This window comes from Sodalis sp. RH22 (assembly GCF_047324165.1).
In the GTDB taxonomy this organism is placed as follows: domain Bacteria; phylum Pseudomonadota; class Gammaproteobacteria; order Enterobacterales; family Enterobacteriaceae; genus Acerihabitans.
Genome location: NZ_CP178731.1, coordinates 1,150,629 through 1,162,812, shown reverse-complemented (window position 1 = coordinate 1,162,812; position 12,184 = coordinate 1,150,629). Strand labels below are relative to the sequence as shown.

The following is a 12,184-nucleotide window of genomic DNA, read 5'->3' as shown; positions in this document are numbered from 1 at the left end:
AATCCTATTATTCCGCTAACCCTTTCTACGCCAAGCCAGGATATTTTTTTTGAAACGGAATAACAGAATTTGGCATTTGTATTTAACATAACAGTTCCTGGATTTTTGTTAAGAATTTATATTATTTTTATTTTTTTTATGATAAACCTCTAGCGAAACATACTAAATCTATTTTCTAGAGAAATCCACCATGAGATTTTATAATAACTATTTTTATTCTCTAAACGCTATAATTAAAGTTATGAGCTTAATAAAAAATAACATCTATTATTTATTGTTTTTTTTATTAGCGTTTCCATTTTTTTCATCGGCAATAACCTTATCGCCAAACCAAGTACCCAATGGACAACTGCCTTCGGGATTCAGGAATATAAATTTCCATACCGCAAATGGAAATTGGGCGGCAGAAATACATTTGCCACAACAGCCTTTAAACGATGATCGCGTATCAATTCTATCCCGCGCAACGCTGCAATCACGTATTATGCCGCAGAGACAGCTTTTCGCCAGCACAACGACATTACTGACAAATGATAATTATATTTTCATATTCCGGACCGATCTTAACCGCTGGGTTATCACCAGTTCCCCGCCGAGGGATATATCGGTACAAACGATAATCAATAATGGTCACACCATACCCCGACCTACTTCCCCTCTAACGAGGGTTAATTTCAATACTAATACAGTTTTGCCTTTGATTAGGTTGCCGCTAAGCGCCAACAATCGTGATTTGATCAGAGTTCATAATGGTTCCGCCCCCAGGCTGGGCATCGACAATGTCAACTTGAATTTCAATGCCCCGGTGTATGCATCGACCGGGCAGCAATATGCTTTCCGTTATATAGCTGAAAACCCGTCCGGACGTCGCTGGCAAATTGTTACCGATCCCCTGCCGACGTTGCAGGCCTCAAGCCTGACGAACGGCGTGATACCAGCGTTACAGTCGCCTCGTGCAAGGATCCAGGTCAGCAATGACAATTATCAACAAAGGCTAACTTTACCCAACAATCAGGCACCGGGGTATCGTTTGATCGTTGAAACCCGCGCAGCGTTATCTTTCAATGTTATCGCTGGCAATCGGTCTTTTCCCATATACGATGGCGAGACGGTTTCTTTTGTTACTGACAATAATCGGCAATGGCAGCGAGAAACAGTAACCATTGACATGTTGATTATTTATAGCCAAACCGCGGTAGCGCGTATCGGTGCCGCCGCAGTGCGGACCCGGAATATTGAATCATTTAACCTTATCAATGAGGCATTGGAAAACTCTGGCGCTAACTTTCGAGTGCGCCTGGTCGGCATGCGGCAATTCAATGAACCAGCCAACTGGAATAATGCCGACGCCATATTAAGTTCTTTGAATGTCAACACGAAAATACAATCCTGGCGCCGGGAGTTAAGGGCGGATGCGGTATATTATACTAGCATATGGGGGCCGCAATGCGGCTTAGCCTTTTTAAATGGCCAAGCGCACAGGGACGCGATGTTTGGCTATGAGAATTTACTGTCATCTTGCAATCGCCTTACTATTATGAGACATGAGTTCGGGCACAATATGGGAGTATTTCATGGAGGAGTAACTAATGCTACCCCACCTTTCGCCGTGGGAAATTCTTTGGCAAGAACCATAATGGGTGGAAATGCCATCCCATTTTTTTCGACACCGCTACGATTTACCGATGATTTAGGACTGCCATTGGGAACGCCAAATCTGATAGATGCGGTCAGGACTATGAATAATTTATCTCAGCGTGTATCTAATTTTTATTGAATAAGGTTATATTATGAAAATTATATTATCATTCCTGGGCGCGTTATTTTTTTCGATTATATTAAGCATCGACATTTTACCTTCTGCTTCCGCCCTGGATAAAGCCGGGACGACAGTAGCGGCAAAAATAGCGCCTGGAGTTGCAGTGGACTCCGGCGTTACAACGCTTAACACTCCGCCTTCACTTTTAGTCAGGGAGTTTGCCGGCGACAGGCGGCGGCTCCAATCCCTCGATCTGGCGATGGATCCAGCGATGCTGGCTAAAGGGCGTTATGTTTATTTTGATCTTCCGGCAGCCCGCAGTTTAAAAGTGGGTGATACTTTCAACATTGTGTTGGCCACGCACGGCCATCCATACCTGGCTACAGTTCGCAATGCAGCGCGGCAGGAAGGTATTGTCATACTAAGCGGCGAGCTCGCGGGTAATGAACAAGAGTTGCCTGGTGAGTTTAGCTTAAGCGTAGACCCGGACGGCGGCTATGCTGCCGGGAATTTTTCCACGCCTGCGACCAACTTTTCACTTCAGGCCCGTCATGATATTGCCTGGATTATCGACAATAATGCGATTGATCATCGTGAGGGCATCTGTTTTACGCGGTCGAAAAGCGAGTTGTACTGCGAATGATCACGGATTTCTGGACCATCCGGACAGCATAATCATCACTCCGGCGCAGATCACCGCTGCGCCCAGCCAGTCCTGCGGCGATAATTTTATGCCGTCGATGAACCGAAGCCATAGCAGCGCGGTCAATATATATATCCCGCCGTAGGAGGCATACACGCGCCCGCTGGCGGCGGGATGCAGCATTAACAGCGCGACAAAAGCGATAAGGCTTGCCGCCGCCGGTATCAGCAGCACTATGCCGCCCTGTTGTTTAACCCACAGATAAGGCAGGTAGCACCCCAGAATTTCCGCCACGGCGGTGGCCATAAACAGCAACATTGTCTTGAACATACCGGAGGCTGTTCCTTCATTTTCGTTAACGATGACGAATGGTTTTTAACCATAAGGCAATGTTATTATGCCTGCGCGCGCAATGTTGATTTTACCTGCGTTATTATCCACGTAAAGATTAAAAGGAAGACGTTATGAAAACCACCTCTTATTCACGACTGCTCGGCGGGATGCTCGCGGTCGCTTTGATGGCCTTCTCCGCCGCCGGTGTCGCCGCCACCAACACGCAACGTCTGATCATCGATTCCGGTGATAACGCCCAATCCCGCGAAGAGGCGCGCCAAAGCCAGGAGCAGTGGAACGCCACCCATAATCTGCGCAACAAGCAGATTACGCGCGATGAAAAGGACTTTGATAAATATGACAAAACCATTGATTTAAAGGAAAAATGCAATAGCAGTGAGAACGTAAACGCCTACTGGGAGGACACTACGGCCCGCTGTCTTGATCGCCGTACCGGCCGTACGTTAATGGCTCCCTGATAGGCGGTTATTATCCGTTTCCGGCAGCGCTGCTATCATTGTAACGGGTACTTCATTCTCTGATAAGGACGGTAATATGAGCAATCAAGGCAAGATGAAGGGGCTAAGCCATCAACTGAGCGGAAAAACAGGGAAACGCTTTTTTATCCTGGGCGCGGCGGTTGCCATGATGCTGCCGCTGGCGGCGCAGGCGTCGTGTGAAAGTGTCAAAGCGGATATCACCCAAAAAATCATCGCCAACGGGGTGCCGGAATCCGGCTTCCGCCTGGATATCGTGCCGAACGATAGCGCCGACCAGGCGGGCGGCCAGGTGGTCGGCCACTGTGAAAACGATACGCAGAAGATTGTCTATATCCGATCGGCCGAAGGCGCCGACAGCGCCGCGGCCGCAAGCGACGCGCCAAGCCCGTAAAACAACCGGGGCGGGAGATTTACCCTTCCGCCCGGGAATCACATCTGCTGCGCGGTAATAACCTCCGGTAGCGTTATATTGCTCAAATCTATATATCCCGAAAGATCGCGCTGCTCCGGCCTGGGTAAATAAGGCAATTCACCCAGCTGCGGTGCCGGGATTTTATTACGCAAGATATCCATTATTTCTGCATAATGCGCCAGCCCGGGATTAATGCGATTAGCAACCCACCCTAATAAGGGCAAGCCATCGTTAATAATGGCTTGCGCGGTTAATAACGCGTGGTTAATACAGCCAAGCTTGATGCCGATAACCAGGACTACCGGCAATTGTTCCTGCACCACCCAATCGGAATACGGCCGATAGTCGCTCATGATGGTACGCCAGCCGCCGCTGCCCTCCACCACCACCATGTCGGCCAGGCCGGACAGATGCTTCAGTCCCCGGGACATCAAGCCGTAATCGATGTCATCGCCGGAATAGGCGCTGATTTCCTCCTCGCGCAGGGTGATGGGATTGATCTGCTCATAAGGAAGCTGCAGCGTGGAGGAAGCGCATAACACCAGGGCATCTTTATTGCGCAGCCCTTCCGCCGTTTCCTGGCTGCCCCGGGCGATAGGCTTGTACCCGGTAACGCTGAGCCGGCGCGCCGCCAGATATTGCAAAATGGCGCGCGAGACAATGGTCTTGCCGACAGCGGTATCCGTACCGGCTACAAAAATACGTTTTAACATGACGACTCCAGCCTGGCGTTAATCCATTGGACATGTTTGGATAAGGTGGTTGATTAACGTAAAATGTAACCGATATAGCCTTGCCACGGCTTGCGTTAGCTCAATATTTATAGCCTTACCCCTGGACCAGCTTCAATAACAATGAGCCGTCGTACAGCGCATCCTTAACCAGCGCGGCGCCCGGCATGGTACCCTGGTTTTTAAATCGCGTCGCCTGCACGGTGATGTCCTTACTGTAATCAGGCAGCGACTGTTGACGTATATTGGAGAGAATTACCGGGAATAAAATATCCGATGCCTCATTTAATGGCGAGCCGACCAGGATTTTTTCCGGATTGAATAAATTGACCATGATGGCCAGTATGCGTCCCACGCTGTTACCAATGCCGACGATGATGTCCCGCGCCAGGGTATCGCCCGCCATGGCCGCCTGGCACAGCGATTCAACGCTTATCGCGGCGTCATTCATGATGGAATGGCTGTTCAGCGCCAGGCGTTGGCGCGTCAGTTCCAGTATGCTTTCAATCCCCGCCACCGTTTCCAGGCAGCCGCGGTTACCGCAATAGCAACGTTTGCCATACGGCTCCACCTGGGTATGCCCAATCTCCACCAGGCTGCGGCTGCCGCCGTGCAATAGCGTGCCGCCGGTGATCACGCCGGCGCCCACGTTATGATCGATAACGATCTGGATAACGTCATTGCATCCGCGCGCCGCGCCGTAAAGCGCTTCCGCCATGGTCCAGGCGCAGATATCGTGCTGCAGGTAGGCCGGCACGCCGATATGTTCGCTCAGCGCCGGTCCCAGCGCCATGTTGTTGACGTCATACCACGGCATACGGTGCACCATACCCGCCGCGGCGTCGATAATGCCCGGCAGCGTCACCGCCACCGCGGTAAGACGTTCCAACTGATGCTGATGACGGATAAAAAACTGATCGATGGTTTGGATCAGGCGAACCAACAGCGGTTCCGGCGCCGTGGCCGGCAGCGGCACGGTATCTTCGACAATCAGCTTGCTGCTGAGCTCGCGCAGCGCCAGGGTCATGGTGCCGTGCCCGATGCGTACCGAAAGAAAATGCCAGGCCTGGGTATCAACCACCAGTCCGATGGCCGGCCGGCCGCGCAGGCCATTTTCCTGATACTCGGTTTCGGTGACCAAATGAGCCTCGACTAGTTCGCGCACGATTTTAGTGATGCTGGCGGGCGCGAGTCTGGCGAGTTTTGACAAGGCGATACGCGAAATAGGGCCGAATGAATCAATCAGGCGATACACGACTCCCGCGTTAGTCTGCTTGATTTGATCGATATGTCCTGGTTGACCATGGCCAATCACTCACCTTGCTCCTGATATTTTCACGCTATAAAATAATATATTGGGGCTATGGTGGGACTTTTAAAATTAGCCGTCAAATATTTGATTAGTTATGTGATTTACCGCACACAACAACCATACTAGCATTATTGCTTTAACATTAAATTGATCAGCATCCGGGCGGCGGCAGAAAGCTCCTTTTGTCGAAGGGTCACCAGCCATACCTCGGTTTTTGCCTGTGGTTCCTCCAGTGACAGATAGCGCACGCTATCGACTTTGATACGCGCAAAGGACGCCGGCAGGATAGAGACACCCAGCCCCGCGGAAACCAGGCCGATAATCGTCATTGCCTCGCCGACTTCCTGGGTAATGTAAGGCGTAATGCCGAACCCTTTTAATAACAGCAACGTTTCGTCATACAGCGCCGTACCCACCTTGCGATCAAAGAAAACAAAGGGTTCCCTGGCCAGCTGCAGCACGCTGATCCGGCCGCCGGCGGCGCCTGCTAATGGATGATCCTGATGCACTACCGCCACCAGGGATTCCCGCAGCAGCAATTGATAACCCAATGCCTCCGGCAATGGCGTATTGCGCATGACCCCCATATCGAACTTACCGTTCATCAGGGGCTCGATCTGTTGCTTCGTATTGGTTTCGACCATCTGGATATGCACGGCGGGATGCTGTTGGCGAAAAGCCAGCAGACTTGCCGAGATACGTTGATTAAACGGCGTTGACGACGTGAAGCCGATAGTGATTTCGCCGGATTCGCCGCGATGGATCCTGGCGGCCCGCTCCGCCGCCTGGTTAACCTGTTCAATAATCGACCAGGCCTGTTCCAAAAATTGTTTTCCCGCGGGCGTCAGCCTGACGTTGCGGTTATTGCGTTCCAGCAATCTGGCGCCGATCTGTTGCTCAAGGATTTGGATTTGCTGGCTAAGCGGAGGCTGAGAAATATGAAGTTTCTCCGCTGCTCTGCCAAAATGGAGCGTTTCCGCCACGGCGATAAAATAACGCAAATGACGCAATTCGATATTCATACTTTAAACATATTAAATGAGAGTATTAATATATTAGACAACAAATTGCTTTGTTCCTATCATTTTCAAATTATTACCGCAGACAGATCCCCGTCTGTGGATTTTTTCGTTTTCCCGAGGATTTATTGTGAACACCCTATCGCGTACCGGCGCGCCCGCCCGTGAGACGCCCGCAGTTAAAGCACCCGACTACTTCGTCCCCGTCAAGCAACCTTTTATCAAACGTGGCACCCCGCAGTTTATCCGCGTCACCCTGGCCTTGTTTTCCGCCGGATTGGCGACCTTTGCCCTGCTCTACTGCGTCCAGCCGATACTGCCGGTATTATCGCATGATTTCGGTGTATCGCCGGCGACCAGCAGCCTATCCCTTTCGGCCGCCACCGGCCTGATGGCCGTAGGACTGCTGTTTACCGGTCCGCTGTCCGATGCCGTGGGGCGCAAGGCGGTGATGGTGGTGTCATTGCTGCTGGCGGCGTCATTTACCCTCGTCAGCGCATTTATGACCGACTGGCAGGGTATTTTGATCGTCCGCGCGCTGGTCGGCCTGTCGTTAAGCGGAGTAGCCGCCGTGGCGATGACCTATCTCAGCGAGGAAATCCACCCGAGCGTGGTGGCGTTTTCCATGGGGCTTTATATCAGCGGCAATTCGATTGGCGGTATGAGCGGCAGGCTGATAAGCGGGGTGCTGACGGATTTTTTTAACTGGCGTATCGCCGTCGGCGCCATCGGCGTGGTGGCGTTAGGCGCGGCGCTGATGTTCTGGCGCATCTTGCCCGCGTCGCGCCACTTCCGCGCCGGGTCGCTCAAACCGCGGACGCTGGCGATCAATTTCCGCCTGCATTTCCGCGATGCCGGTCTGCCGTTGCTGTTTATCGAAGGTTTTTTACTGATGGGGTCGTTTATTACCCTGTTTAACTATATTGGTTATCGTCTGCTCGCCGGACCCTGGTACTTAAGCCAGGCCACGGTCGGCTTGCTGTCTGTCGTGTACCTGACAGGCACCTTTAGCTCGCCCAAGGCCGGCAGCCTGGCCGGGCGCTATGGCCGCGGACCGGTGCTGATGGTCTCGATGACGATTATGCTGGCCGGGCTTTTGCTGACCTGGTTCTCGTCACTGATAGCCATCCTGGGCGGTATGATGCTGTTTACCGCCGGTTTTTTCGCCTCGCACTCCACCGCCAGCGCCTGGATTGGCCGCCGCGCCCGGCGCGCCAAAGGCCAGGCGTCTTCGCTTTATCTGTTCTGCTATTATGTCGGGTCAAGCGTTGCCGGCACCGTCGGCGGCTTTTTCTGGCATGGATTCGCCTGGAGCGGCGTAGTGGTATTTATCGCCGTTATGCTGCTGCTGGGGATATATGTGGCCCAGCGCTTGCGCATGTTGCCTGAACTGCGCGCCCTCTCATAGCCGATGAGCCAAAACAGCGCCTGCGATAATACCCAGGGCGCGACGTTTCTGCTGTTAAGCGAAAACAACGGCATTGGTGAAGTGGCGACTAGGAGGTATACTTTAATGTATGTTGTAACTAAATGGTCATCTTAATATGCCCGCGCTAGACTTGATCGACCGACTTAATCAACATTTTAACCAGCTACAGGCCCACTTAACCGAGTGGCAGGGGATGATGGGCGGATTTCGCTTGCTTGCCGGGCGGGTCTTTGAGTTGCCAGAGGTTCCAAAAGGCAAAGAGCATGAGGATACGGCGCAGATAAAGGTTACCCAGCACGTGGGCGCCCAGGCTGGCACCCTGGGGCTGGCGCACTTCCAGCGCATGTTTATCTATCATCAAAAACAGGACACCAGCGCCAAGTCGGCCATTCGCCTGCCGGGCGTGCTCTGCTTTTCCGTCGACGACGCGCAGTATCATGCGGCGCAGGCGCTCACCGCCGCGATAAACCAGCTAAAAGCCGAACTGGCGCATCTGATCACGGTAGAGTCGCAACTGCCGCCCGAACTGCGCTTTGAATTTGTCCATACCCACCTGCGTGGTTTAAAAACCCTCAGCGCCTACCGCGCGCTGCAAACAGTGACCGACCCGGCAAGCGTTCGCTTCGGCTGGGCCAATAAACAGATTATCAAGAACCTGACGCGCCAGGAGGTGCTGGCCATGCTGCAAAAAAGCCTGGAAGCCGGGCGGGCGGTACCGCCTTATGATAAAACGCAATGGGCCGAACGCATCCGGCAGGAAATCGACGCGGTCAGTAAATTGCCTCCCGACATTGCGCTCAAGATAAAAAGACCGGTCAAGGTTCAGCCTATTGCCAGGGTTTGGTATCAGGACAGCCAGCGGCAGGTGCAGTACGCCTGCCCTTCCCCGCTGATAGTGTTATGCCGGCAGTCGTCAGGCGCGCCGGTGCCGAAGCTGGGTGGCTTGCTGGATTACAACCGCGAGGGGGTACGCCATAAGCACAAGCCGCCGGGGCTGCCCGCGCGTCTGCTCATTAAACGATTGCACCTGTACGTGGCGTCCTGATGCCCATCGGGCAATAGGCAACGACATGAAGGAAAACAGGGCGCGCTGACGGCGTCGAGTCGATAAGCAAAGCGCCGCCCAAAAGCGGCGCTCGACAGGACGCGGGCGCAGTAATTATCGCCGCGCCCCGTTACGCGGTGGAGAAACCGCAGCGGCCCAGGCCCATCAGCTTTTCAGCGACCCCACCATATCTTCAGGCCGCACCCATTGATCAAACTCATCGGCGCTCAAATAGCCCAGCTTAAGCGCCGACGCTTTCAGCGTCAGTCCTTCTTTATGGGCTTTTTTAGCAATTTCCGCCGCTTTGTCATAACCGATATGGGTATTCAGCGCGGTCACCAGCATCAGCGATTCGTTTAGCAACTGGTCAATACGCTCCCGGTTGGGCTCGATGCCCACGGCGCAATGATGGTTGAAACTGTCCATGCCGTCGGCCAGCAGGCGTACCGATTGCAGAAAATCATGGATAATCATCGGCCGGTAAACATTCAGCTCAAAATTGCCGGACGCGCCGCCGATATTGATGGCCGCGTCATTGCCCAATACCTGGCAACACAGCATGGTCATGGCTTCGCATTGGGTCGGGTTGACCTTGCCCGGCATAATGGAACTGCCAGGCTCGTTTTCGGGGATGCTGATTTCGCCGATGCCGCAGCGCGGACCGGACGCCAGCCAGCGTACATCGTTGGCGATTTTCATCAGCGACGCGGCCAGCCCTTTCAGCGCGCCGTGGCTATGGACCAGCGCGTCGCAGGTGGCCAGCGCTTCGAATTTATTCGGCGCGGTCACAAAAGGCTGTTGGGTCAACTCCGCCAGCGCCTTGGCGACACGCACCGCATATTCGGGATGGGTGTTCAGCCCGGTGCCCACCGCGGTGCCGCCCAGCGCCAGTTCGGCCAGATGGGGCACGCTGTGTTCGATATGGGTGAGATTATGATCGAGCATGGCGACCCAGCCGGAAATTTCCTGTCCCAGCGTCAGGGGGGTGGCATCCTGCAAATGGGTACGGCCGATTTTCACGATAGTGGCGAAGGCGGCTGATTTTTGCGCGAGCGTCGCGCGCAACGTCTTCAGCTGCGGGATTAAATGTTCGCGCAGCGCCACAACGGCGGCCACGTGCATGGCGGTGGGAAACACGTCATTGGAGCTTTGGCTCTTATTGACATCGTCATTGGGATGCACCAGGCGGCCTTCGCCGCGCTCTCCGCCCAGCAGCTCGCTGGCGCGGTTCGCCAGCACCTCGTTCATATTCATATTGCTTTGCGTGCCGGAACCGGTTTGCCAGATGGCCAGGGGAAACTCCAGCGGGTGGCTGCCGGCCAAGACCTCATCCGCCGCGCGGATAATGGCGTCGGCGCGCTCAGCGGGCAGTAAACCTAAATCTTTATTCACCGCTGCGGCGGCGCGCTTGGTTTGCGCCAGCGCAGCGATAAGCGCGGGCGGCATTTTTTCACTGGAAATGCGGAAATGTTCAAGGGAACGCTGCGTTTGCGCCCCCCATAAGCGCTCCGACGGCACCTCGATCGGGCCCATGGAATCTTTTTCTATGCGGGTTGCTGCCATTTTTCCTCCTGGTATTCTTCCTAAAGATCAATATCCTGCCCGTGCGCGATGCCACGAGGACGGGACATCGATAGTCTGTCTTTGCTAGACTGACATTGATAGTATAGCGCCGAAGAAAAGCTTACCATTATGCGACCGCCTCGCGTTATCACATTTAGGCTTCACCAAGGGCAGTAAATCCATGAAAAAAATGATCAACTCGGTACAGCATTATGCCTGGGGCAGTAAAGACGCCCTCACCCGCCTGTATGGCATCGCCAACCCGGGCCAGCAGCCGATGGCCGAGCTGTGGATGGGCGCGCACCCCAAAAGCAGTTCGCGTATCAGCGACGATCGGGGCAACGAGATTTCCTTACGGGACTACATAGCGCAACAGCCCGAGGCGACGCTCGGCGCGGCGGTTGCCCGGCGTTTTGGCGAGCTGCCGTTCCTGTTCAAGGTCCTGTGCGCGCGGGAACCGTTGTCCATTCAGGTTCATCCCAGCAAATCCGCGGCTGAACGCGGTTTTGCCCTGGAGAACGATCGTGGCGTCCCTCTTGACGCCGGCAATCGTAATTACAAGGATCCCAACCATAAACCGGAACTGGTCTTTGCACTGACGCCGTTCCAGGCGATGAACGGATTTCGCGAGATGACCGCCATCGTCTCCCTGCTGCAGCCTGTGGCGGGCGCTCATCCCGCCATTGCGCATTTTTTGCAACATCCCGATGAAACACATCTGGCGCAGCTGTTCGGCGATTTGCTCAGCATGGCTGGCGAGGAAAAATCCCTGGCCCTCGATGTGTTAAAAAGCACCCTTGGCCATCAGCACGGCGAACCCTGGGCGACCATCGGCAACATAGCGGCAGAGTATCCTGAAGACTGCGGCTTATTTTCGCCGCTGCTGTTAAATGTCATCACCCTGCAACCGGGCCAGGCTATGTTTCTTTATGCCGAAACGCCCCACGCCTATCTGCGCGGCGAAGCGCTGGAGGTGATGGCCAATTCCGACAACGTTCTGCGCGCCGGCCTTACCCCTAAGTATATCGACGTGCCCGAACTGCTGGCCAACGTACAGTTTATCGCCAAGCCCGAGAACCAACTGCTGGCCCGACCGGTGGCGGAAAACGGCGCCCTGCGTTTCCCCATCCCGGTGGAAGATTTCGCCTTTGCGCTGCACAACCTGTCTTCCAAGGCCCAGGCACTGGCCCAGGACAGCGCCGCCATCGTCTTCTGCGTCGACGGGCAGGCGGTGCTGGAAAAAGACGGCCGGCAACTGACGCTGAAACCGGGTGAATCCGCGTTTCTGGCAGCCGGCGATTCACCGGTCAATGCCAGCGGCAATGGCCGTCTTGCCCGGGTTTACAACGAACTGTGACAACACAGCCCACGCATTGGCCGGCAGTTGCTATTATTAGAACCATATACACGTGGCGGCAACACAGTATTTTGCCTGCGC

12 protein-coding genes are annotated in these 12,184 nt (G+C 54.2%); 7 read left to right on the top strand and 5 right to left on the bottom strand.

Annotated features, from left to right (window positions below; all coding sequences use genetic code 11):
* The first annotated feature begins 190 nt into the window (after positions 1–190).
* Entirely contained in the window at positions 191–1,777 is a 1,587-nt protein-coding gene (locus ACL2XN_RS05305) for a M12 family metallo-peptidase (protein WP_413730424.1), read from the top strand.
* A gap of 13 nt (positions 1,778–1,790) precedes the next feature.
* Complete coding sequence (locus ACL2XN_RS05300; protein ID WP_413722874.1) at positions 1,791–2,402, top strand: hypothetical protein; 612 nt, start codon at positions 1,791–1,793, stop codon at positions 2,400–2,402.
* On the opposite strand, the gene ACL2XN_RS05295 is transcribed toward ACL2XN_RS05300, so the two are convergent.
* Positions 2,403–2,732, bottom strand: a complete 330-nt coding sequence (locus ACL2XN_RS05295) for a YnfA family protein (protein WP_413730423.1) — start codon at positions 2,730–2,732, stop codon at positions 2,403–2,405. It abuts the gene before it with no gap.
* 134 nt (positions 2,733–2,866) lie between these two features.
* Between ACL2XN_RS05295 and ACL2XN_RS05290 the strand changes: the two genes are divergently transcribed.
* Together ACL2XN_RS05290 and ACL2XN_RS05285 are read left to right on the top strand one after the other, a co-directional pair.
* A complete protein-coding gene (locus ACL2XN_RS05290; protein ID WP_413730422.1) occupies positions 2,867–3,214 on the top strand; it encodes a DUF1283 family protein in 348 nt (115 codons plus the stop codon).
* Positions 3,215–3,290: 76 nt separating this feature from the next.
* Positions 3,291–3,626 (top strand): DUF1161 domain-containing protein, encoded by a 336-nt coding sequence (locus tag ACL2XN_RS05285; RefSeq protein WP_413722876.1) that lies wholly within the window; start codon positions 3,291–3,293, stop codon positions 3,624–3,626.
* 38 nt (positions 3,627–3,664) lie between these two features.
* Here ACL2XN_RS05285 and bioD read toward each other — a convergent pair whose 3' ends face one another.
* From bioD to ACL2XN_RS05270, 3 genes are all read right to left on the bottom strand, one after another.
* Positions 3,665–4,360 (bottom strand): dethiobiotin synthase, encoded by a 696-nt coding sequence (gene bioD / locus ACL2XN_RS05280; RefSeq protein WP_410015067.1) that lies wholly within the window; start codon positions 4,358–4,360, stop codon positions 3,665–3,667.
* A gap of 115 nt (positions 4,361–4,475) precedes the next feature.
* Positions 4,476–5,693 (bottom strand): ROK family protein, encoded by a 1,218-nt coding sequence (locus ACL2XN_RS05275; RefSeq protein WP_410015066.1) that lies wholly within the window; start codon positions 5,691–5,693, stop codon positions 4,476–4,478.
* 125 nt (positions 5,694–5,818) lie between these two features.
* On the bottom strand, positions 5,819–6,712 hold the full coding sequence (locus tag ACL2XN_RS05270) for a LysR family transcriptional regulator (RefSeq protein WP_413722877.1): 894 nt from the start codon (positions 6,710–6,712) through the stop codon (positions 5,819–5,821).
* A gap of 127 nt (positions 6,713–6,839) precedes the next feature.
* Between ACL2XN_RS05270 and ACL2XN_RS05265 the strand changes: the two genes are divergently transcribed.
* Both ACL2XN_RS05265 and tus read left to right on the top strand, forming a co-directional pair.
* Positions 6,840–8,117, top strand: coding sequence for an MFS transporter (locus ACL2XN_RS05265; protein WP_410015064.1), 1,278 nt, complete (start codon positions 6,840–6,842; stop codon positions 8,115–8,117).
* Between the two features lie 136 nt (positions 8,118–8,253).
* A complete protein-coding gene (gene tus, locus ACL2XN_RS05260; protein WP_413730421.1) occupies positions 8,254–9,183 on the top strand; it encodes a DNA replication terminus site-binding protein in 930 nt (309 codons plus the stop codon).
* Positions 9,184–9,348: 165 nt separating this feature from the next.
* Here the strand turns inward: tus and fumC are convergent, their stop codons facing one another.
* Positions 9,349–10,746, bottom strand: coding sequence for a class II fumarate hydratase (gene fumC / locus ACL2XN_RS05255; protein WP_413730420.1), 1,398 nt, complete (start codon positions 10,744–10,746; stop codon positions 9,349–9,351).
* Between the two features lie 181 nt (positions 10,747–10,927).
* Here fumC and manA point away from each other — a divergent pair, with 181 nt between their 5' ends.
* A complete protein-coding gene (manA, locus tag ACL2XN_RS05250; RefSeq protein WP_410015061.1) occupies positions 10,928–12,103 on the top strand; it encodes a mannose-6-phosphate isomerase in 1,176 nt (391 codons plus the stop codon).
* Positions 12,104–12,184: the final 81 nt, after the last annotated feature.